General features: G+C 45.6%; 24 protein-coding genes. 13 read left to right on the top strand and 11 right to left on the bottom strand.

Translation table 11 applies throughout. The features are described 5' to 3' along the window. Positions 1-431 precede the first annotated feature (431 nt). A complete protein-coding gene (locus BCU75_RS16790) occupies positions 432-977 on the top strand; it encodes a gamma carbonic anhydrase family protein (RefSeq protein ID WP_012605080.1) in 546 nt (181 codons plus the stop codon). Here the strand turns inward: BCU75_RS16790 and BCU75_RS16785 are convergent. The 4 genes from BCU75_RS16785 to BCU75_RS16770 form a co-directional block, all read right to left on the bottom strand. Beyond that, positions 974-1,243 carry a DUF1488 domain-containing protein gene (locus BCU75_RS16785; protein WP_102474491.1) on the bottom strand — a complete coding sequence of 90 codons (270 nt, stop codon included), beginning with the start codon at positions 1,241-1,243 and terminating at the stop codon, positions 974-976. The genes BCU75_RS16790 and BCU75_RS16785 overlap by 4 nt on opposite strands. 17 nt (positions 1,244-1,260) lie before the next feature. Then, a complete protein-coding gene (gene aroE, locus BCU75_RS16780) occupies positions 1,261-2,091 on the bottom strand; it encodes a shikimate dehydrogenase (RefSeq protein ID WP_102474490.1) in 831 nt (276 codons plus the stop codon). A 75-nt stretch (positions 2,092-2,166) separates the two neighbouring features. Next, positions 2,167-3,084: an oxygen-dependent coproporphyrinogen oxidase gene (gene hemF / locus BCU75_RS16775; RefSeq protein WP_102474489.1), complete on the bottom strand. Its 918-nt coding sequence runs from the start codon at positions 3,082-3,084 to the stop codon at positions 2,167-2,169. 19 nt (positions 3,085-3,103) lie between these two features. After that, the gene (locus tag BCU75_RS16770; RefSeq protein WP_102474488.1) at positions 3,104-3,661 is read right to left on the bottom strand and encodes an L-threonylcarbamoyladenylate synthase; all 558 of its coding nucleotides are present in this window, start codon (positions 3,659-3,661) and stop codon (positions 3,104-3,106) included. A 195-nt stretch (positions 3,662-3,856) separates the two neighbouring features. Here BCU75_RS16770 and purE point away from each other — a divergent pair, with 195 nt between their 5' ends. After that, positions 3,857-4,342: a 5-(carboxyamino)imidazole ribonucleotide mutase gene (gene purE, locus BCU75_RS16765; protein WP_004735777.1), complete on the top strand. Its 486-nt coding sequence runs from the start codon at positions 3,857-3,859 to the stop codon at positions 4,340-4,342. Between the two features lie 5 nt (positions 4,343-4,347). Continuing rightward, the gene (locus tag BCU75_RS16760; RefSeq protein WP_102474487.1) at positions 4,348-5,478 is read left to right on the top strand and encodes a 5-(carboxyamino)imidazole ribonucleotide synthase; all 1,131 of its coding nucleotides are present in this window, start codon (positions 4,348-4,350) and stop codon (positions 5,476-5,478) included. Between the two features lie 70 nt (positions 5,479-5,548). Here BCU75_RS16760 and BCU75_RS16755 read toward each other — a convergent pair whose 3' ends face one another. Genes BCU75_RS16755 through BCU75_RS16740 form a run of 4 tightly spaced genes read right to left on the bottom strand, consistent with a single transcriptional unit; the run spans position 5,549 to position 8,811 of the window. Next, positions 5,549-6,118 carry a DNA topoisomerase family protein gene (locus BCU75_RS16755; protein WP_102465149.1) on the bottom strand — a complete coding sequence of 190 codons (570 nt, stop codon included), beginning with the start codon at positions 6,116-6,118 and terminating at the stop codon, positions 5,549-5,551. Positions 6,119-6,130: 12 nt separating this feature from the next. Then, positions 6,131-6,607 carry a DUF494 family protein gene (locus BCU75_RS16750; RefSeq protein WP_009848094.1) on the bottom strand — a complete coding sequence of 159 codons (477 nt, stop codon included), beginning with the start codon at positions 6,605-6,607 and terminating at the stop codon, positions 6,131-6,133. Between the two features lie 3 nt (positions 6,608-6,610). After that, a complete protein-coding gene (gene dprA, locus BCU75_RS16745) occupies positions 6,611-7,723 on the bottom strand; it encodes a DNA-processing protein DprA (RefSeq protein ID WP_102474486.1) in 1,113 nt (370 codons plus the stop codon). Then, positions 7,720-8,811 (bottom strand): LysM peptidoglycan-binding domain-containing protein, encoded by a 1,092-nt coding sequence (locus BCU75_RS16740; RefSeq protein WP_102474485.1) that lies wholly within the window; start codon positions 8,809-8,811, stop codon positions 7,720-7,722. The genes dprA and BCU75_RS16740 overlap by 4 nt, the downstream gene beginning before the upstream one ends. 140 nt (positions 8,812-8,951) lie before the next feature. Between BCU75_RS16740 and def the strand changes: the two genes are divergently transcribed. The 6 genes from def (at position 8,952) to BCU75_RS16710 (ending at position 15,510) form a co-directional block, all read left to right on the top strand. Beyond that, complete coding sequence (gene def / locus BCU75_RS16735) at positions 8,952-9,464, top strand: peptide deformylase (RefSeq protein ID WP_004735769.1); 513 nt, start codon at positions 8,952-8,954, stop codon at positions 9,462-9,464. A 38-nt stretch (positions 9,465-9,502) separates the two neighbouring features. Next, positions 9,503-10,468, top strand: coding sequence for a methionyl-tRNA formyltransferase (fmt, locus tag BCU75_RS16730; protein ID WP_102474484.1), 966 nt, complete (start codon positions 9,503-9,505; stop codon positions 10,466-10,468). A gap of 119 nt (positions 10,469-10,587) precedes the next feature. Beyond that, positions 10,588-11,868, top strand: coding sequence for a 16S rRNA (cytosine(967)-C(5))-methyltransferase RsmB (rsmB, locus tag BCU75_RS16725; RefSeq protein WP_102437634.1), 1,281 nt, complete (start codon positions 10,588-10,590; stop codon positions 11,866-11,868). A gap of 110 nt (positions 11,869-11,978) precedes the next feature. Then, a complete protein-coding gene (gene trkA / locus BCU75_RS16720; protein WP_004735766.1) occupies positions 11,979-13,355 on the top strand; it encodes a Trk system potassium transporter TrkA in 1,377 nt (458 codons plus the stop codon). An 80-nt stretch (positions 13,356-13,435) separates the two neighbouring features. Next, positions 13,436-14,881, top strand: coding sequence for a TrkH family potassium uptake protein (locus tag BCU75_RS16715; RefSeq protein WP_076678028.1), 1,446 nt, complete (start codon positions 13,436-13,438; stop codon positions 14,879-14,881). A gap of 26 nt (positions 14,882-14,907) precedes the next feature. After that, complete coding sequence (locus BCU75_RS16710; RefSeq protein ID WP_102474483.1) at positions 14,908-15,510, top strand: DUF3157 family protein; 603 nt, start codon at positions 14,908-14,910, stop codon at positions 15,508-15,510. Here BCU75_RS16710 and trhA read toward each other — a convergent pair. Then, the gene (trhA, locus tag BCU75_RS16705; RefSeq protein ID WP_076678026.1) at positions 15,507-16,160 is read right to left on the bottom strand and encodes a PAQR family membrane homeostasis protein TrhA; all 654 of its coding nucleotides are present in this window, start codon (positions 16,158-16,160) and stop codon (positions 15,507-15,509) included. The two genes, BCU75_RS16710 and trhA, sit on opposite strands and share 4 nt — an antisense overlap. A 108-nt stretch (positions 16,161-16,268) precedes the next feature. Further along, on the bottom strand, positions 16,269-17,060 hold the full coding sequence (locus BCU75_RS16700) for a sporulation protein (RefSeq protein ID WP_102474482.1): 792 nt from the start codon (positions 17,058-17,060) through the stop codon (positions 16,269-16,271). 283 nt (positions 17,061-17,343) lie between these two features. Here BCU75_RS16700 and BCU75_RS24460 point away from each other — a divergent pair, with 283 nt between their 5' ends. Both BCU75_RS24460 and BCU75_RS16695 read left to right on the top strand, forming a co-directional pair. Continuing rightward, positions 17,344-17,511 carry a hypothetical protein gene (locus BCU75_RS24460; RefSeq protein ID WP_004735761.1) on the top strand — a complete coding sequence of 56 codons (168 nt, stop codon included), beginning with the start codon at positions 17,344-17,346 and terminating at the stop codon, positions 17,509-17,511. A 131-nt stretch (positions 17,512-17,642) separates the two neighbouring features. Then, positions 17,643-17,906, top strand: a complete 264-nt coding sequence (locus BCU75_RS16695; RefSeq protein ID WP_009848104.1) for a YihD family protein — start codon at positions 17,643-17,645, stop codon at positions 17,904-17,906. On the opposite strand, the gene BCU75_RS16690 is transcribed toward BCU75_RS16695, so the two are convergent. After that, a complete protein-coding gene (locus BCU75_RS16690) occupies positions 17,883-18,089 on the bottom strand; it encodes a hypothetical protein (protein WP_076678024.1) in 207 nt (68 codons plus the stop codon). The two genes, BCU75_RS16695 and BCU75_RS16690, sit on opposite strands and share 24 nt — an antisense overlap. Positions 18,090-18,232: 143 nt before the next feature. Here BCU75_RS16690 and ccoG point away from each other — a divergent pair, with 143 nt between their 5' ends. Beyond that, entirely contained in the window at positions 18,233-19,651 is a 1,419-nt protein-coding gene (gene ccoG, locus BCU75_RS16685) for a cytochrome c oxidase accessory protein CcoG (RefSeq protein WP_102474481.1), read from the top strand. Positions 19,652-19,724: 73 nt separating this feature from the next. Further along, on the top strand, positions 19,725-20,711 hold the full coding sequence (locus BCU75_RS16680) for a serine/threonine protein kinase (RefSeq protein ID WP_102474480.1): 987 nt from the start codon (positions 19,725-19,727) through the stop codon (positions 20,709-20,711). Positions 20,712-20,751 lie beyond the last annotated feature (40 nt).

Below are 20,751 nucleotides of genomic sequence, written 5' to 3'. Positions count from 1 at the left end.
CACTCAGTTCATTGAAATCAAGTTTGTTACCGAAGTAACTGTTTTATCCAAAGGATAAAACGTTTTGATATTCATCAACGAGTGCCCACACAGATTGATAGGTTTAAATTGTTAAAGAGCTTTTCCTTTTTGAGCTTCGCTCAAATCGGACGGCCATTTTAGCTATTTAAGTTTTAGTGTCAACCACTATTTTCAAAACTTTTTTCAAGCGCTTAGCTTGGCTAATTTGACCTGCTGATTCGTTTTGGTTTCTTACGAAGCCTTCCCGTTTCAACGAGGTCGCATTATAGAGATTTCGATCACACTGGCAAGCCCTTTTTGAAGTTTTTCTTACTTTTTTGATTGTTCGAGCGTTTTTTGTTCAAAACACCCCATTTTCACTAGTATTCCCCTTAATTAAGGGCTTAAGGTGCCTATATAAAGGAGAATTTATGAGTTCAATACGCAGTTATAAAGGAATATCCCCTCAGATTGGACAAGGTGTCTATATAGATACAAGTTCTGTACTGGTTGGTGATATCAAAATCGGTGACGACTCTAGTGTGTGGCCTTTAGTTGCAGCTCGAGGAGATGTGAACCACATTCATATTGGAGATAGAACGAATATCCAAGACGGCAGCGTTTTGCACGTCACCCATAAGAATGCAGAAAACCCAGAGGGTTATCCTCTACTAATAGGTAATGATGTCACTATCGGGCATAAAGTAATGCTGCATGGCTGCACCATTGAAGATCGTGTACTTGTTGGTATGGGAGCTATCGTGCTCGATGGCGTGGTTATTAAAGAAGATGTGATGATTGGTGCTGGTAGCTTGGTTCCGCCTAATAAGGTACTTGAAAGCGGTTATCTCTATGTAGGAAGCCCAGTAAAACAAGCACGCCCATTAAATGATAAAGAGCGTGCCTTTTTACAGAAATCAGCTGACAACTATGTTCAGAATAAAAACGACTATCTAGACTCTGTGTTGCCAGTCTAAAACACTTTGATCTGAATCCGATTAGAGGAGTCATACTCCTCTTCTTCTATTAACTCTTCAGCTAGCTCTTCAATATCAAAACGTAACTCTGAAAAGATAACCAAAGCTTGATCGCCTTCTTCTATATCTTTACCTGCCAATCGTGATAATTCTTCAATAGACATAACACACTCAATCAGTGCGCCAGACTGCTGTGCTGAGAAGATGATTGATTGATTTTCTTCATCCCAATCTTGGATATCAGGAAATAGAATTGATTGATTCATTTTTTATAAATACCTCATTACATCTCTAGGTTTTTACGTAGTTCTCTTAAAATCTGTTTTGTTCCCGGACGAAGGCCACGCCATAGCATAAAGCTCTCTGCAGCCTGCCCCACTAGCATGCCTAAACCATCATAAGCAGCGTGAACACCATTATCTAATGCCCACTGATTGAATACCGTGTTGCCCGATCCGTAAACCATGTCATAAACGGCACTATTAGAATTAAAGATAATCTCAGAAACTTCAGGAAGCTGACCACTTAGACCAGATGAGGTCGAGTTAATGATGACATCAAACCCTTCATTAACATCGCTTAATCCCATTCCTTTAATGTTTCCATATGAAGAAAACATCTCAGCCAGAAGTTCAGCCTTTGAACTAGTTCGATTTGCGACCACCAACTGTTTTGGCTTTTGGTCGAGAAGAGGTTGAATCACTCCTCTCGCAGCACCACCAGCGCCAAGAAGAAGAACGCGAGCTCCTTTTAACGCAACTTGATGTTGAAGCAGATCTTGAACTAAACCCTCACCATCGGTGTTATCACCAATGATTTCTCCGTCATCGAGCTTCTTAAGTGTGTTTACAGCACCAGCTAGTTCAGCCCTTTCAGTTAGGCGATTGGCAAACTGATACGCATCTTCTTTAAAAGGTGCTGTGACATTACATCCTCTACCACCTTCGCTGAAAAAGGCTTTCGCAGCAGTGATAAATTCACTATGTTCTGGCTGGAGTGCTGTATAGGTAAGTTGTTGGCTGGTTTGGCGAGCAAATAATGTGTGAATGAATGGCGATTTGCTTTGACCAATAGGGTTACCGAAAACGGCATAACGATCTACTTGCTGTGTCATATCCTTACCTAACAGAAATAAAAAAGGGTCTTCTATATAGATGACCCTATCACTATCCCTATAAGGAAGGAAGAACTACCAAACTCGAGGCTTTAGGTAGTCGCTATAAAGCAGAGCTTCTGGTGAACCCGCTTGTGGTTCGTAGCGGTATTCCCAGCGAGCCAATGGCGGCATCGACATTAATATAGACTCTGTGCGACCACCGCTTTGTAGACCAAACAGGGTGCCACGGTCATACACTAGGTTAAATTCAACATAGCGGCCACGACGATAAAGTTGGAAATCACGCTCGCGCTCACCATAAGGCGTCTGTTTGCGTCGTTCTACAATTGGTAAGTATGCAACTGCAAAACCTTCACCGACCGCCTGCATATAAGCAAAGCTCTTCTCAAAGCCCCACTCGTTAAGATCATCAAAGAACAGACCACCCACACCACGTGTTTCATCTCTATGTGGAAGATAGAAGTACTTATCACACCATTCTTTGTGCTCTTGATAAACATCATCACCAAACGGCGCACAAAGATCTTTAGCGGTTTGATGCCAAGATTGGCAGTCTTCATCGAAAGGATAAAATGGCGTTAAGTCAAAACCACCACCAAACCACCAAATCGGGTCTTCCCCCTCTTTTTCCGCAATAAAGAATCGAACGTTCGCATGTGAGGTTGGGATGTATGGGTTTTTAGGGTGGATAACTAATGAGACACCCATTGCCTCAAACTTACGTCCAGCTAATTCAGGGCGATGAGCCGTGGCTGAAGCAGGCATTGCCTTACCCGCTACGTGAGAGAAATTAACCCCACCTTGCTCGAATACTGCACCATTGGTCATCACGCGAGTTCGACCACCGCCACCAAGGCCTTCGCCAGGTTCACGCTCCCATGCATCTTCTTCAAACAGTGCTGTGCCATCAGCTTGCTCAAGCTGTTGGCAAATCGAATCTTGTAGGCTCAGTAAAAACTGTTTTACTGCTTCTTTATCAATTGCTGACATCTTTCTTCCTTTGCAGAGTTTAACCCTGTCTTAATATTTTCGACGTTTTTGCATCTCTAATTTCGCTTGGCTTCTCACGACCACCCGTTTGACCTTCGAGAATAGCCACCAAATGTTGACCCAGTTGCTGTTGAACTTCTTCAGTCGTCATGCAAGGCGGCTCTCCGGTCAGGTTGGCACTGGTCGAGGTTAACGGCTTACCGAATTCATTACACATTCTTTGAACTAAAGGGTGATCCGTCACTCGCACCGCGATGGAATCAAACTGGCCGCTGACCCAGTCAGTCACTTTGCTGCTGATTGGCATGATCCAAGTAACTGGGCCAGGCCATGTTGCTTTTACGGTCGCTAACTGCGCTTCCGTCAACTGGCTCTCATCAATATAAGGCAACAACTGCTCGTAACTCGCAGCAATTAGGATCAACCCTTTCTCCATCGGTCGCTGTTTTAAATCGAGCAATTTCTTGATGGCTTGTGGATTATCGGGATCACAACCGACCCCAAAAACGCCTTCTGTCGGGTAAGCAATGACTTCACCTTGTTGTAATGCCTGCAAAGTATGTTGAAAGTTATCCAAGGGTTGCCTCATTAATTCTGTTATCGAACTCGCTAAGTGTACAAATTATCATTCACTGTGACTAAAGCTATTTGTTTATAAAATGTATCAATTAACAACCTAGACTGACGCAAACGTTTCCCTTAAGCAATTTTACCCGTATAATGCGCGCAAAATATCTAATCACTAATTAAATCGTACCTGAAGGAGTTTGAGATGACTGTCGGTATTATCATGGGTTCTAAATCTGATTGGCCAACAATGAAGCTAGCTGCAGAAATGTTGGATCAGTTTGGCGTGGCGTACGAAACAAAAGTGGTTTCTGCTCACCGCACACCTCAGTTGCTTGCTGACTACGCAACCAGTGCGAAAGAGCGCGGTATTAAAGTGATTATTGCTGGTGCTGGCGGTGCTGCGCATCTTCCGGGCATGGCTGCAGCTTTCACAAGTGTCCCAGTTCTTGGTGTTCCTGTTCAGTCTAAAGCACTGAAAGGCATGGACTCACTACTTTCTATCGTACAAATGCCAAAAGGTATCGCGGTAGGTACTCTTGCTATCGGTGAAGCTGGTGCTGCTAACGCTGGTATCCTAGCCGCTCAAATCATTGGTACTCACAATGAAGAAGTGATGGCAAAAGTAGAAGCGTTCCGCTCTGAGCAAACAGAAACGGTTCTGGCTAATCCAAACCCTGCAGAGGACTAATTCCCATGCATGTTCTTGTGTTAGGCGCGGGCCAACTTGCTCGCATGATGTCCCTAGCTGGGGCACCGCTGAATATTGAAATTTCTGCTTTTGATGTTGGCAGCAAAAATATTGTTCACCCATTAACGCAAGCGATTCAAGGCAACGGCTTAGAAAATGCGATTGAGCGTGCGGACGTCATTACTGCTGAATTCGAACATATCCCTCACGATGTACTTGAGGTGTGTGAGCGCAGCGGTAAGTTCTTACCGACAACAGAAGCAATCAAAGCTGGCGGTGATCGTCGCCTTGAAAAAGCCCTGTTAGACGAAGCAAATGTGAAAAATGCCAAATACTACGTGATTAACTCTCGCGAAGACTTTGACGCTGCGATCGCTCACGTTGGCTTACCAATGGTATTGAAGAGCACACTTGGCGGCTACGATGGCAAAGGTCAATGGCGCTTAAAGACATTAGATAATATTGACGCGACTTGGACAGAAATGGCTGACTGTATTGCAGCAACAGACAACCAAGCGATTGTTGCTGAAGAGTTCGTTCCGTTTGACCGCGAAGTGTCACTTGTCGGTGCTCGTGGCGCCAATGGTGAGATTCAAGTATATCCACTAGCCGAAAATGTTCATACCGACGGCGTGTTGAGCTTATCGACAGCGATTGATGACATTGAACTGCAAGAGCAAGCGAAAACCATGTTCACTGCCATTGCTGAGCGCTTAGATTACGTTGGTGTACTAGCACTTGAGTTCTTTGATGTTCAAGGTTCACTGCTTGTTAACGAGATTGCACCACGTGTTCATAACTCTGGTCACTGGACGCAGCAAGGCGCTGAAACTTGTCAGTTTGAGAACCACCTACGTGCTGTGTGTGGTATGCCACTAGGCAGTACTAAACTGATTCGCCCAACCGCAATGATCAACATTCTTGGTGAAGATACCCTACCTGAGGCTATTCTGGCTCAAGGTGGCTGTCATGTTCATTGGTATGGCAAAGAGAAGCGTGCAGGTCGTAAGATGGGCCACATAAACGTGAGCGCTGACTACAACGCAGAGCTGCAAAGAGCGTTATGCTCACTGGCAGACATTCTCGACAAACAAGCATATCCAGCTGTGCATGAGTTTGCTGAGCAGATGAAGTAAACCTACATCGTGGATTTGATATAAAAATGGCGCTCAGTGAGCGCCGTTTTTTTTTGTCTATAACATCAGGTTATTGAGATTGAATGTGGTGACACTTGCGATCAGCACATTGTTTCTTGGTTCCATTGGCTGTTTTCTTCTCAAGTAACAACGGGAACTGACACTCTTCACAACGACCGATAATAGGTGGTTGGTTTACTGCGAACTTACACTTAGGGTAGTTATCACAAGCATAGAAGGTTTTGCCATAGCGAGATTTACGCTCAACCAAATGGCCTCTGCCACACTCAGGGCAGGCAACAAGTGGCTGCTCTTCAGGTTGTTCTTTTGGTTGATCCAAAGATTCGATGTGATTACACGTTGGGTAGCTGCTACAACCAATGAACATCCCAAAGCGGCCTTGCCTTAATACCAATTCGTTTAGGCATTTAGGACATGGCACACCCAGCTGTTTCACCACGTGTCCATCGTTTTGATGCAACGGCTTGATGTAATCACAGCTCGGATACTGCTTACAGCCTAAAAATGGGCCGTGCTTGCCATGGCGAAGCTGAAGCTCTCCACCACACTGTGGACATGGTTCATGCTCTAATGCATGTTCATGTGCTGAAAAAAGCTGATTATCAATCTTACTACTCATGACAAGCCTGTATTAATGCAAGATACCTTGCTCTTTGGTGTACAACAGCTCTTCCATTTGCGTGTAAGCACTTTCATTACCCGGTACATTAAATAGCACCATTAAGATAATCCATTTCAGATCATCCAATTCAAATTCGTTTGTCTCAAGCCCCATCACACGATCAATCACCATTTCACGAATCTCTGTCGTGAGTACATTGATCTGTTCAAGGAACAGTAAGAAACCTCGACACTCCATATTAATACGTGAAATCTCTCGACTGGTATAAATACGCATCGAGGTATTGGAACACACACTAATCGCCGCTTGGTTCTCGGTATCTTGCAATGCAGCAAGATCTTCTAACCAATGGAGGGCCTTATAAATATCATCTTGGTGAAACCCTGCTCGAAGAAGTTCATCTTCCAGCTCATCTTGATCCACCTGCAATTCAGAATCGCTATGGATGTAGGTTTCAAACAAGTACATCAGTATGTCCATCATCATAGCTTAGCCTCTCCCCTTTCGAATATAGCCACCGGAAACTGCAACAACATGCCCTGAGAGCTCAAGCTCTAAAAGCTGCATCATGACCTTATGCACAGGTATATGGGTTCTCTGTGCCAAAATATCAACGGGTGTCGCCTCTAATCCTACGTTAGCTAACAGCTGTGGAAATGGCAATTGCTCATTTTCACCCTCATTCGACGTAGGCTCGAACAAACTGGGCTGCTGATCTATAGACCAGTCTAACAGACTCTTTATTTCGATCAGAACATCTTGATCATTTTGCACCAAACATGCACCAGCTTTAATTAAGCTATTGCCGCCACGGCTGGTTGGACTATGAATAGAGCCTGGCAACGCAAACACCTCTCGGCCTTGCTCCATGGCATAGCGAGCCGTAATCAAAGAACCACTCTTCTCAGCCGCTTCAACTACCAAGGTTCCGAGCGATAACCCACTTATAATACGGTTACGCCGAGGGAAATGTTCAGGTCGTGGTTTTGCGCTTGGGCGAAACTCTGAAATCAGCGCGCCATTTTCACAGATCCTCTCAGCTAGATTTCGGTGTCGCGCTGGGTAAATGGAATCCAAGCCAGAACCCAACACCGCAAAAGTTTCCCCACCCTTATCTAGAGCACCGTCATGAGCATAGCCGTCAATGCCCAACGCTAATCCACTGGTGACAATTAAACCGTTTTGGACAAACTCTTTGGCGAAGGACTTCGCGGTTTGCAGCCCTTCAAGACTGGCATTGCGGCTGCCGACCATTGCGATTTGAGGTTCAATCAGTTTTTCGACGTGACCTTTAACGAAAAGAACACTTGGCGCAGAGGCAATCTCATTGAGCAGTTTGGGATAATGTAAGCAACTAGGAGTAATGATGTGATGGTTGGGTTGTCTTGCTTGCCACGCTAAGCAAGCCTCCACTTCTCTTGGGGCTTGCTCTCTTAGATAGGTAATTTGCTTGGCAGACAAACCCATAGCTTGAAGTTGCTGACTTGAGTAGCCAACAATATTAGAAGGAGAATCAATACTCAGCAAACGAGAAAGGCGTTTGCCACCCAATTGCGGAACAAAACTTAGAGTTAGCCAAGCACTCAGTTGTTGCTCATTCACTCGGTGCCCTTAGCTTCTTCTTTCAAAGCCAGATCCAAAGGCGATACAGCCAGAATGTCATTGCTAACAGGCTTAGAGCTCTGAGTGATCAAGGCCAAGCTAAAATACTCATAAGGACGAATGACCATCAAACTACCGAGTGACGTACTTGGCAACTGCACCTTATCGCTCGCCGCCGACTCTTTATAGCTGTATTCGCCTTGCTTACCAAACACCACCGCGCCGCTTTCGCTGAGGGTAAACATAGAGCCTTGGCGAAGATTGTCTTGCGAACCTTTGTTAATAACCACGACCTGATTCTTTGCGCTGTATTGGCTGCCATCTAACGAACCCAAGATATTAGCAAACTGACCCGAAGCACTAGGCGCTGGGTAAAATGTGGTTGAGAGCTTCACCTGATCAACGCCAAGTTCTGGTAACACGAGGTCATTAAGTAACACCTCTTGCAGTTGAGTCTCTATCTGTAAACTACTGAACTCAGCATCCACCTCTTTCAAGCGCGCCGTGGCGACCAAACGCAAAGAAGTAATACTCGCTTGAGGTTGTTGTCGTCGATAAGTTTCGACAGAACGGTAAATACCCCATTTTTGATGTTGTTGGTTACCCGAAATAAACAATCGGTCTTCACCCGATAAGAAGCGTTTACCATCACTGGTCCCTAACACTCGTTGCGCTGACTGGATATCTTGCTGCTCAACCAAGCGGTCAGATTGTAGATACGGTAGAACAAGCCCCTCATTGACGGTAGGTACTGCTCTTTTCTCAGAGACACGAATCTTAGGGCTAAGCTTGATAACCGGCTTGAGGCTCAATACCGGCTCGCCATTAATCCAAACCAGAGACAATTTATCTCCAGGGTAAATAAGGTGAGGGTTTTCTATTTCAGGGTTTACCTGCCATAACCTTGGCCACAGCCATGGGCTGTCGAGATACATAGCGGATATATCCCATAAGGTATCCCCCTTAACCACCACATACGCCTCGGGTGCGCCTTGTTTAATGGTTAAAGGTTGCTCACTATTTTCAGCCATAACGGCGAACGAAAGCGAGGCAAAAATAAGAGATAAAGCGGGGGAAAAATGACGCATGACCTAGGTTCCTTGGTCTGAATATATGACATCTGATTAGAGAATTACCTTCAGGATGCTGTCATTTGACCTCTAAAATGTCTAGAATTGAGCCAACAAGGTTTAAGCTGTTTCGGCACAGTTCAATATTTCGAGTGTATATGTCTGTATTACAAGTATTAACATTACCAGATGATCGTCTACGTACCGTGGCGAAACCGGTAAAAGAAGTTACCCCAGAGATTCAAAAGTTCGTTGATGACATGATTGAAACCATGTACGACGAAGAAGGTATCGGCCTTGCTGCAACGCAAGTAGATTTCCACCAGCGCATCGTTGTTATCGATATTTCAGAGACACGTGACGAGCCTATGGTTCTGATCAACCCTGAAATTACCGACAAACGTGGCGAAGATGGTATCGAAGAAGGCTGTCTATCTGTACCAGGCGCTCGAGCTCTAGTACCTCGCGCTGCAGAAGTAACGGTTAAAGCATTAGACCGTGAAGGCAACGAATTCACATTCGACGCTGACGACCTTCTGGCTATCTGTGTTCAGCACGAACTTGACCACCTAGAAGGCAAGTTGTTTGTTGATTACCTATCGCCACTAAAGCGCAAACGTATTCAAGATAAGCTAGCGAAGATTAAACGTTTCAACGAGAAACAAGGTTAATAACCGCTGCTATTACTAAATTAAGAAGGAAGTCTACCTTGAGTCAATCTTTAAGAATTGTCTTCGCAGGTACTCCGGATTTCGCCGCCCGTCATTTGGCGGCGTTGTTGTCTTCGGAGCATGAAGTTATTGCTGTTTACACACAGCCAGATCGTCCAGCAGGCCGAGGTAAAAAACTGACTGCGAGCCCAGTAAAAAACATCGCACTTGAAAACAATATTCCGGTTTACCAACCAGAAAATTTCAAATCAGATGAAGCTAAGCAAGAGCTAGCAGATTTGAATGCTGACATCATGGTTGTTGTCGCTTACGGCTTGCTTCTTCCACAAGCTGTATTAAATACACCTCGCTTGGGTTGTATCAACGTGCATGGTTCAATCCTGCCACGCTGGCGCGGTGCTGCTCCGATTCAACGCTCTATCTGGGCCGGTGATAAAGAGACAGGTGTGACGATCATGCAGATGGATATCGGCCTAGATACCGGTGATATGCTAAGCATCGCAACGCTGCCAATCGAAGCAACAGACACCAGCGCGTCAATGTACGAGAAGTTGGCTGGCCTTGGCCCTGATGCTCTTGTTGAGTGTTTAGCAGACATCGCTTCTGATAAAGCGGTTGCTGAGAAGCAAGACGACGAACTTGCTAACTACGCGAAGAAGCTGAGCAAAGAAGAAGCTAAAATTGATTGGAATGACAGTGCAGAACACATCGAACGTTGTGTGCGCGCTTTCAACCCATGGCCAATGAGTCACTTTGCGATTGTTGATAGCAGCTCGAATGATGAAAAAAGCATTAAAGTTTGGCAGACACGTGTTGATGAAGAATCGACATCTGCACCAGCTGGCTCAATCATCAAAGCAGATAAGACTGGTATTTATGTTGCGACTGGCGACAAAGTACTGGTTTTGGAACAGCTGCAAGTTCCAGGTAAAAAAGCCATGTCAGTTCAGGACATCTTGAACTCACGTGCAAGCTGGTTTGAAGTTGGAACTCAACTTTCTTAACCGCTTTAAAGCTACTCAATATGTACTTGAAAACGTGTAGCTTATAAAAACACAGTTTAGAAAACCTTTACGAGGGCAGAGATGCCCTCATGTATTCAAATAAATATTCGGTATCCCTCATGAATGTTCGCGCTGCTGCTGCAAATGTCCTATTCCAAGTTGTCGATAAAGGCCACTCTCTTTCACACGCTCTCCCTGCGGCTCAAAAAACGATCCGTCCGCGAGACCATGCTCTACTGCAAGAGATTTGCTACGGCGCACTTCGTTACCTGCCTCGCTTAGAGTCAATCGCTAACGAACTGATGGAAAACTCGCTTAAAGGTAAAAAGCGCGTATTCCACCATCTTATTTTAGTAGGCATTTACCAGTTGAGCTTTATGCGTATTCCTTCGCATGCTGCCGTTGCTGAAACCGTTGAAGCAACTAAAACACTGCGCGGCCCAAGCCTCAGTGGTTTAATCAATGCAGTGCTTCGCAGCTATCTGCGCGATCAAGATGAGCTAGATGAGAAAGCCGTTAGCCACAATGCGGGCAAATACAGCCATCCAAGCTGGATTCTAAAAATGCTTCAAGAAAGCTACCCAGATCAGTGGGAGCAATTGGTTGAAGCAAACAACAGCAAGGCACCAATGTGGCTGCGCGTAAACCGCCAACACCACACTCGTGACGAGTATGTTGAACTGCTTAAAAACGAAAACATTGAATACACACTGCACCCAGAAGCGGCTGATGCCATAAAATTAGCCTCACCTTGTGACGTTACTTTGCTTCCTGGTTTTGACCGAGGCTGGGTATCAGTACAAGACGCTGCTGCTCAACTTTCTGTTGATTACTTAACACCAAAAGATGGTGAGCTAATCCTTGATTGCTGCGCAGCACCTGGCGGTAAAACTGCACACATTCTTGAACATACTCAAGACACTGAAGTGGTTGCGATTGACAGTGATATTAAACGCCTAGACCGCGTTTACGATAACCTTGAACGCCTACAACTGCGTGCCGACGTAATCTGTGGTGATGCTCGCTACCCTGAAGAGTGGTGGACGGGCAGTCAGTTCGACCGCATCCTACTTGATGCTCCGTGTTCAGCGACGGGTGTAATTCGCCGTCACCCTGACATTAAGTGGCTACGCCGTGCCTCTGATATCGATGCACTTGCAGAGCTACAAAGCGAGATCTTGGATGCAATGTGGCGCCAGCTAAAAGAAGGTGGCACCATGGTTTATGCGACATGTTCTATCACGCCGCAAGAAAACGTGCTGCAAGTAAAAGCATTCTTAGAGCGTACTGAGAACGCAACGCTGGTTGGGTCTGATATCGAAAAACCGGGTCGTCAAATACTGCCTGGTGAAGAAGATATGGATGGCTTCTACTACGCAGTTCTAGTAAAACAGGCATAACAACTAACAGCGGCTAAGAATTTATTTCTTAGCCGCTGTTTCTTTCTAGTGCATTATCAAAGCGAAATGAGATCACTAGAATTACAACGGCAAAAAATAAGAGAAAGGCTATGAAGATCATTATTCTAGGTGCTGGACAAGTTGGCGGTACCCTTGCTGAAAACCTAGTGGGTGAAAACAATGACATCACGATCGTCGACCGTAATGCCGACCGACTGCGTGAACTTCAAGACAAATACGACCTTAGGGTTGTAAACGGCTATGCCAGCCACCCGAACACACTACGTGAAGCGGGCGCGCAAGATGCCGACATGTTGGTTGCCGTAACCAACATGGATGAAACCAACATGGCCGCATGTCAGGTTGCCTTCTCTCTGTTTAATACACCGAACCGTATTGCCCGTATCCGCTCTCCACAGTATTTAGAAGAAAAAGAAGCACTCTTCAAATCAGGGGCGATTCCGGTCGATCATTTAATTGCCCCGGAAGAACTGGTCACTAGCTACATCGAGCGTCTAATTCAATACCCTGGTGCACTGCAAGTTGTGAGTTTCGCTGAGCAAAAAGTGAGCCTAGTAGCGGTAAAAGCCTACTACGGTGGTCCACTGGTTGGTAACGCACTGTCTGCTTTGCGTGAGCACATGCCTCACATTGATACTCGTGTTGCGGCTATCTTCCGTCAAGGTCGCCCTATTCGCCCACAAGGCACCACCATCATTGAAGCCGATGATGAGGTTTTCTTTGTGGCAGCGAGTAACCATATCCGCTCAGTAATGAGTGAGCTGCAACGCCTAGAGAAACCATACCGCCGCATCATGATTGTGGGTGGTGGTAACATTGGCGCAAGCTTGGCAAAACGCCTTGAGCAGAGCTACAGCATCAAGCTTATCGAGCGCAGCTACACTCGTGCCGAGAAGCTATCTGAAGAATTAGAAAACACCATCGTATTCTGTGGTGACGCAGCCGACCAAGAACTGCTGACCGAAGAGAACATCGATCAGGTGGATGTGTTCATTGCCCTAACCAATGAAGATGAAACCAACATCATGTCTGCAATGTTGGCTAAGCGAATGGGTGCCAAGAAAGTAATGGTACTGATTCAGCGTGGTGCCTACGTCGATCTGGTTCAGGGTGGTGTGATTGATATTGCGATATCGCCACAGCAAGCGACCATTTCTGCGCTGCTTACTCACGTTCGTCGTGCTGATATTGTTAACGTATCCTCTCTACGTCGTGGCGCTGCAGAGGCGATCGAAGCCATTGCGCACGGTGACGAAACCACATCTAAGGTTGTAGGCCGAGCGATTGGCGACATCAAACTGCCACCAGGCACCACCATTGGTGCGATTGTTCGCGGAGAAGAGGTGCTTATCGCGCACGATAGAACCGTAATCGAACAGGATGACCACGTAGTTATGTTCCTAGTGGACAAGAAATACGTACCTGATGTTGAGTCTCTATTCCAACCGAGCCCGTTCTTCTTATAGCCTTGTTCTCGTAAGCTTCTTCTCACAACTTTCTTCTTGTGAGAACGACGCTCCGGTACAAAGCGATGGTCTATTAAGCTATGGTCAACTTTCGTCCGATATTATTAGTGATAGGGTTAGTGTTATCGAAGCTCGCCCTTTTCATGTACATCCCTACATTGGTTGCCTTCTTTACCGGCACTGGTGGCTTTCTCGAGTTTGGTCAATCAGTAGTGATCACGCACATTGTGGCGTTCATCTGCTTAAGCTTAGGCCGTTCCGCTAAGTTCCGACTTGGGGTGCGGGACATGTTCCTTATCACCTCTTTGGTTTGGACGATTGCCAGCGCCTTTGCCGCCCTGCCATTTGTCTTCATCAATCACATCAGCTTTACGGACGCCTACTTCGAAACCATGTCAGGTATCACCACGACAGGCTCAACCGTATTAAGCGGCTTAGACAGCATGGCACCAAGCATTCTGTTGTGGCGTTCTATACTGCAATGGTTAGGCGGCATCGGCTTTATCGTTATGGCGGTAGCAGTTCTACCAATGCTCAACGTTGGTGGTATGCGACTGTTCCAAACCGAATCCTCCGATTGGTCAGATAAAAGCAGCCCGCGAGCAAAAACGGTCGCGAAGAACATCGTGGCCGTTTATCTGGTTCTGACTGGTTTATGCATCATTAGCTATTTGTTTGCTGGCATGGGTATCTTTGATGCGATCAACCACGCGTTCACAACACTATCGACGGGTGGTTACTCAACCTCAGATGGATCGATGAACCACTTCTCCAACAGTGCTCACTGGGTGGGAACACTGTTCATGTTCCTTGGCGGTCTGCCGTTCTTACTGTTTGTTAGCGCACTGCGAGGCCGAAAACTCTCAATCCTCTATAAAGACGCACAAGTGAGAGGTTTCACGTACCTGTTCTTAGTCACCAGCGCCGTAATATCAACATGGTTGGTAGTTAGAGATGGCTACACTGTCTTGGATGCGATGCGTGTTTCGATGTTCAACATCGTATCAGTCGTCACCACAACCGGTTTTGGCTTAGAAGATTTCACCGCCTGGGGCGCACTACCAACCACCTTGTTTGCATTCCTAATGATGGCAGGAGCTTGCTCGGGTTCAACCTCTGGCGGTATTAAAATCTTCCGTTTCCAGATCGCGATGACCATGCTCCACAAACAAATGATGAAGTTAATTCACCCATCGGGTGTGTTTGTTCAACGTTACAATCAGCGACCCGTAAATGACGATATTGTGCGTTCACTCGTGGCATTTGGTTTGATGTTCTTTATCACTATTATCTTAATTGCAGGCGGCTTGAGCGCGATGGGACTTGATCCTGTGACCAGTATATCTGGCGCTATCACAGCCGTTGCCAACGTAGGCCCAGGCATGGGTAGCGTGATCGGTCCAACCGGGAACTTTGCTCCACTGCCAGACGCCGCTAAATGGTTGCTAAGTTTAGGAATGCTAATGGGACGACTCGAGATACTGACGCTCATTGTTCTATTTTTCCCAGCCTTTTGGCGACGCTAACCAAGCAAAAAATCAAGGAAACACAAATGAAATCATACGTACTTCTCGCTAGCGCATTGCTCGCAAACTCAGTATTCGTAAGTTCTGCCTTTGCTGATCAAATGGTCACATTGCCTGATGGCAAGCAAGTGTTACTAAAAGACGATTTTACTTGGCAGTATATGGCAGAAAATAAAACAGAAGAAACAACAACGACAGAGATAACTTCAGCGGTAGCGGCGGCGACAGTTGCAGCAGTACCCGTAGTCGCTGTCCCAGTTGCAACGAGTACGCGTGGTACTACGATTGTGGTTAATAGTAAAAAGCCAAGCTTGCAACTGTCTCAATCAGGAGTGGATGTCGTATTAGGCGCGAGCCGCTATGAAGGTGGTGAGCTTATCATTCCGACAGCCATCACCAACCAAGGCACTCAAGCTGTCATTTTGGTATCACTTAGCATCAGCGTATTTACCGCAGAAGGTGAGTTGCTGGCACAACAAGAAGTCGCAGTATGGAAATCAATCAAACGAATGGCCGACACATATTTGCGACCAAAGACAGGTGAAGAAGGCAAGCTAATCAAGCTCGACCTAGAACAACACCCTGAATATCAGATTAAAGCCGAAATTACCGAGGTCGTAGCCCGCTAAACCGGAGTCACGTACAAGTAGATAGCGAAGAAATGGCAAGCGCAGCCCGCCAAAACAAACAAGTGCCAGATGGCATGATTGTAAGGGATGCGCTTTGCCACATAGAAAATCACACCCAAAGAGTAGATCACCCCGCCAACAGCCAGTAACACCAAACCACCGATATCGATGTTCATCGCTAATTGATAAACAACAATCAAAGATAGCCAACCCATCGCTAAATAAATGAACAACGATAAGCGCTTGAATCGGTAAACGAAAGCAATCTTCATGATGATACCCACCAGCGCAATTCCCCAGATCACCGCCATCAAGCCCATCGCTAATGGGGTTCTTAAGCCCACCAAGAGAAACGGCGTGTAACTGCCCGCGATCAATAAATAAATCGCACAGTGATCGAGCGTTTTGAGCAAGCGCTTGGTTTTCTCAGTGGTGATCGAGTGGTACAACGTGGAAGCAAGAAAGAGCAGAATAATACTGCTTCCATACACAGCCATACTGGCAACAGTTAACATGTCGGCTTGGTAATCAAACGCACGAATCAGTAACAGGATCAGGCCAACTACGCCAAGTGCGACGCCCAAGCCATGGGTTATCGCATTAGCGCGTTCTTCGATGTCACTGTATTCGCTGGCTGATGATGCAGACATGAGTATCCTACTAGAGTAAATGTTCGATTGACCCAGTATTACACATTAAGCTTACACGTGTAAGCTTAAATTTTTATGACAAAATGACTTATAAAATGTGCGATTCAGCTAAGATGCGCTTTCTAAATACTCGACCACCATCTTGCCAGCATCTTCTGGTGAGGTATCCAATGGCACACTCAATTGACGCTGTAGCTGACCAACCCCAAGTAAACTCGCCAACATACCTTTTGCACCATCGCGATTGCGGTCTATCTCAAACCAAAGCTTAAGCTCGGTATCATCACGATGAGCAACCACTTCCAGTTCACGCCAACGACCATGATACGGACCCGTCGTCGGCACAAACTCAAACTCTTGGACAAACGGCAGTTCAAAGCCTTCTACAGCTTCACATTCCACTTGGCGTATGCGTAACCCTTGGGCTTCCAGTTCGTTAAAAATACCATCGAGCAGCGGATCCGGACGAACAGTTAAAACGTCCTTATCAGACGGGTCTATCGCCATCGCAATATCAAGTCCTGTCTCTAACCAAACCTTGGAATCACCAATCGTGACTGGTGTATTCAGTGGTACATCAAACTCACATTCAAAGTCACGGCTTTCACCCGGCTGAATCACAAAGGCATACGGTAGGCTCCATTTAGCCAACGAGTATGTCTGGTGCATTCGGCGTTTATGACCGCCCTCTTGCCTTTGCGAGTTCATGGTGACTTCTTTAACGTAACGACAGCACAAGTTGAGATCGATGTTATCAATCTCCTGCGGCTGAGCGCCTCCGTAGACATGCACAATAATGCTCGCTTTCTTACCTGGATAAAGCACTTCCTGTTGCAATACAGAATCCACCTTGGCAGATCCAATTCCAAAACTTGCTAACGTTTTCTTTAAGAACGACATATGCACCTCCTTTAAAGCATCATCTTAAGCCTGAAAGAGGTTCAAACTCAAATATACTGCTCACACTATTTTAGCTCTAATATCGTTTAATTATCACTCAAGCGTCGATCGATAACTTAGATAGTGATAATCTAAGCCTTGATATGCATGCATATCATTATCCTGATTTATTTTTCGGATTGGCGGAAGCCAGACGAGTGACTCTTCAAGTAATTGAGGCGGAGCTCATGATAAATCAGGCCATTAGATTGGCAATGGATATGCCTGACCGTTAGGTAAATTAATGCGCCCAACAGCTGTCAGGTTCTCGCACACCAACCGTAGTGCGATGCGTCGTCGTAGTGGCTTTGTTGCTGCTCCAACGGCTAAGAAATTGGCTCCTACAATGACTCTCGTTCAGAAGACTGCTTTATTGGCACCGACTGCAACAAAAGTAATTAAAGCCGCTTAACAAAAAGCGCAGTTTTTACTGCGCTTTTTTCTTGCCCGGTCCCGTCTTGAAATGTCTTTACACATTGGTATTCCCTACCCGATTTGATACCTTAACCACAAATCATTATAAAATTTGTGGAGAAGTAAAATATGAAGTGTCACCGCATTGAGGAACTACTTGAACTGATGGAGCCTGAGTGGCAGAAAGATCAAGAGCTTAACCTATTAGAGTTCATCATTAAGCTATCAAAAGAAGCAGGCTACCAAGGCAAGCTTGAAGAACTGACTGACGATGTTCTCATCTACCATCTAAAAATGCGTAACAGCGAAAAAGATGAAATGATCCCTGGTCTTAAAAAAGACCAAGAAGATGATTTCAAAACCGCAATTCTAAAAGCGCGTGGCCTTCTTTAATCGCCTATTTATTGAGAATTCAATAGCCGTATAAATAAAACCATCAATTTCGAAAAGCGACCACTCGGTCGCTTTTTTGTTTCTGTTCGCTATTTTTTCGTCACAACTGTTATGACTTTTGTTGTTAAAGGTTGATAGCGTTAAAGAAATGAGAACAAGATTGTCGCTATAATCGCCATCCATAAGAATCTTCTAAAATAATAAGAGCGAGTGCGATAACAACAAATGCACCAAGCTCAATTTCAATAGGTTCTCTAAACCATACTTTCAAGTAATGTCGTCATGCCCGACTTAACCGGGCAAACAAGCCACAAAAAGGATAGTCCATGAGTCAGGATAAAATCGATATCAAAGATGTGACTCCTAAAACCTTTAACCCAAAAACACATAAAGGTAATGGAGATCGATTTAACCCAAGTAACCGAATCTATGTTCGAGAAAGCAAAGGTAAATTCCAACAACTTCGTCGTTACGGCGGTTGGTTCTTACTTTTACTTTTTGCGCTTATCCCATGGATTCCATTTGGTGAACGACAAGCGATCTTGCTCGATATCGGTAGCCAGCAATTCAACTTCTTTGGCACCACCTTATACCCACAAGATCTGACCCTGCTCGCCATCCTATTTATGATTGCTGCGTTTGGCTTATTCTTCATAACCACCTTCTTAGGGCGAGTCTGGTGTGGCTATTTGTGCCCTCAAACCGTCTGGACCTTCATGTACATCTGGTTCGAAGAGAAACTGGAAGGTGCAGCCAATAAACGAAGAAAACAAGATTCAAACAAGCTCACCGCCAACCTAGCGATCAGAAAAACACTCAAACACATTGCATGGTGGGCGATTGCTATTGCGACGGGCTTAACCTTTGTCGGTTACTTCATCCCAATCAAAGAGCTGGTGGTTGGCTTCTTTACCTTTAACTCGACTTTTTGGCCGGTATTTTGGGTATTGTTCTTTGCTGGGTGTACTTATGCGAATGCGGGATGGATGCGCTCTATTGTTTGTCTGCACATGTGTCCTTACGCGCGTTTCCAATCGGCGATGTTCGATAAAGATACCTTCATCGTGGGTTACGACACTGAACGTGGTGAAAGCCGCGGCCCTCGCTCTCGTAAAGCCGATCCAAAAGAACTGGGTTTAGGCGACTGTATTGACTGTAATCTGTGTGTACAAGTGTGTCCAACGGGTATCGATATCCGTGACGGACTGCAATACGAATGTATCAACTGTGGCGCGTGTATTGATGCCTGCGACAACACCATGGAACGTATGGGTTATGACAAAGGTCTGATCAACTACACCACCGAACATAGGCTTGAAGGTCACTCAACCAAGGTGATGCGTCCCAAGCTACTAGGCTATGGGGTAATATTGATCGTAATGCTTGGTTTGTTCTTTGCACAGATAGCGAGTGTTGATCCTGCAGGCTTAAGCGTTCTACGAGATAGAAACCAGCTATTTAGAATCAATACCCAAGGGCTTGTCGAAAATACTTACAACTTGAAAATAATCAACAAAACTCAGCAAGAGCAAGAGTACAAGCTTAATGTAAGCGGGCTACCTGATTCTATCTGGTACGGTAAACAAACTATTACCGTAGAGCCAGGTGAGGTTTTAAACCTGCCTATCAGCTTAGGAGTCGATCCAGAAAAACTGAGCTCACCAGTTTCGACAATTCAGTTTATACTCTCGGATAATGAAGAGTTTACGATGGAAGTCGAAAGCCGCTTTATCAAGAAGCTCTGATACCAGCCATCTTGGCGCTTGGTATAACACCCAATAAATGGAAAAAGGCTCAGTAATGAGCCTTTTTTATTCTATGACGATGCAAGCCTTTAACTTTGATAACCTGACTCCTGACTTCATGTGGTACGCACTTGAGAGTATTGGTGTTCGTGCTGAATCCGGGCTTCTCGCTCTCAACAGTTACGAAAATCGGGTGTATCAATTCACCGATGAAGACCGTAAACGCTACGTCGTTAAGTTTTATCGTCCGCAGCGCTGGAACACAGCACAGATCCAAGAAGAGCATGACTTCGCGTTAGAACTAATCGAACAAGAGCTACCGATTGCTCCACCTATGCGAATCAACGGCGCAACCTTGCATGAATATCAAGGCTACCTATTTGCACTGTTTGAAAGTGTCGGTGGTAGACAGTATGAAGTCGACAATCTAGATCAATTGGAAGGCGTTGGACGTTTCCTTGGTCGTATTCATAAAGCCAGCGCAGGAAGAATATTCCAGCACCGTCCGACCATCAGCTTAGATGAATACCTTTATCAGCCACGTAAGATTCTAGAGAACTCTCAGTTTATCCCAACGCACTTAGAGAACGCGTTCTTCAATGACGTCGATCTTCTGATCAAAGAGCTAGAGAGCCAGTGGCCGAGTCACATTGACAATATTCGTCTACATGGCGACTGCCACCCAGGAAATATCTTATGGCGTGACGGGCCAATGTTCGTCGATCTTGATGACGCACGTAACGGCCCTGCGATACAAGATCTGTGGATGCTGCTTAACGGCGAACGCCAAGATAAACTGATGCAACTGGATATTCTGCTAGAGAGTTATCAAGAGTTTTGCGATTTTAATACCGCACAACTGAAACTAATCGAACCACTGCGCGGTCTACGTATGGTGCATTACATGGCATGGTTGGCGAAACGATGGCACGATCCTGCGTTTCCTCTGGCCTTCCCGTGGTTTAATGATCCGAAATATTGGGAGCAACAAGTACTTGCTTGTAAAGAGCAAATTGCTACCCTGCAAGAGCCACCACTTTCGTTAATGCCTCAGTGGTAACAGCAATCGCAACATACAACTAGATAAAAATTCAAACATA

Source organism: Vibrio splendidus, from assembly GCF_002873455.1.
Lineage (GTDB): Bacteria > Pseudomonadota > Gammaproteobacteria > Enterobacterales > Vibrionaceae > Vibrio > Vibrio splendidus_J.
This window is presented reverse-complemented; position numbering and strand designations above follow the sequence as displayed.

Bases quoted from the DNA above. Each gene is read 5' to 3' on its own strand.
- BCU75_RS16790 (WP_012605080.1), top strand. From the start codon at position 432: ATGAGTTCAATACGCAGTTATAAAGGAATATCCCCTCAGATTGGACAA.
- BCU75_RS16785 (WP_102474491.1), bottom strand. From the start codon at position 1,243: ATGAATCAATCAATTCTATTTCCTGATATCCAAGATTGGGATGAAGAA.
- aroE (WP_102474490.1), bottom strand. From the start codon at position 2,091: ATGACACAGCAAGTAGATCGTTATGCCGTTTTCGGTAACCCTATTGGT.
- hemF (WP_102474489.1), bottom strand. From the start codon at position 3,084: ATGTCAGCAATTGATAAAGAAGCAGTAAAACAGTTTTTACTGAGCCTA.
- purE (WP_004735777.1), top strand. From the start codon at position 3,857: ATGACTGTCGGTATTATCATGGGTTCTAAATCTGATTGGCCAACAATG.
- BCU75_RS16760 (WP_102474487.1), top strand. From the start codon at position 4,348: ATGCATGTTCTTGTGTTAGGCGCGGGCCAACTTGCTCGCATGATGTCC.
- BCU75_RS16755 (WP_102465149.1), bottom strand. From the start codon at position 6,118: ATGAGTAGTAAGATTGATAATCAGCTTTTTTCAGCACATGAACATGCA.
- BCU75_RS16750 (WP_009848094.1), bottom strand. From the start codon at position 6,607: ATGATGATGGACATACTGATGTACTTGTTTGAAACCTACATCCATAGC.
- BCU75_RS16740 (WP_102474485.1), bottom strand. From the start codon at position 8,811: ATGCGTCATTTTTCCCCCGCTTTATCTCTTATTTTTGCCTCGCTTTCG.
- def (WP_004735769.1), top strand. From the start codon at position 8,952: ATGTCTGTATTACAAGTATTAACATTACCAGATGATCGTCTACGTACC.
- rsmB (WP_102437634.1), top strand. From the start codon at position 10,588: ATGAATGTTCGCGCTGCTGCTGCAAATGTCCTATTCCAAGTTGTCGAT.
- trkA (WP_004735766.1), top strand. From the start codon at position 11,979: ATGAAGATCATTATTCTAGGTGCTGGACAAGTTGGCGGTACCCTTGCT.
- BCU75_RS16715 (WP_076678028.1), top strand. From the start codon at position 13,436: ATGGTCAACTTTCGTCCGATATTATTAGTGATAGGGTTAGTGTTATCG.
- BCU75_RS16710 (WP_102474483.1), top strand. From the start codon at position 14,908: ATGAAATCATACGTACTTCTCGCTAGCGCATTGCTCGCAAACTCAGTA.
- trhA (WP_076678026.1), bottom strand. From the start codon at position 16,160: ATGTCTGCATCATCAGCCAGCGAATACAGTGACATCGAAGAACGCGCT.
- BCU75_RS16700 (WP_102474482.1), bottom strand. From the start codon at position 17,060: ATGTCGTTCTTAAAGAAAACGTTAGCAAGTTTTGGAATTGGATCTGCC.
- BCU75_RS24460 (WP_004735761.1), top strand. From the start codon at position 17,344: ATGCGCCCAACAGCTGTCAGGTTCTCGCACACCAACCGTAGTGCGATG.
- BCU75_RS16695 (WP_009848104.1), top strand. From the start codon at position 17,643: ATGAAGTGTCACCGCATTGAGGAACTACTTGAACTGATGGAGCCTGAG.
- BCU75_RS16690 (WP_076678024.1), bottom strand. From the start codon at position 18,089: ATGGATGGCGATTATAGCGACAATCTTGTTCTCATTTCTTTAACGCTA.
- ccoG (WP_102474481.1), top strand. From the start codon at position 18,233: ATGAGTCAGGATAAAATCGATATCAAAGATGTGACTCCTAAAACCTTT.
- BCU75_RS16680 (WP_102474480.1), top strand. From the start codon at position 19,725: ATGACGATGCAAGCCTTTAACTTTGATAACCTGACTCCTGACTTCATG.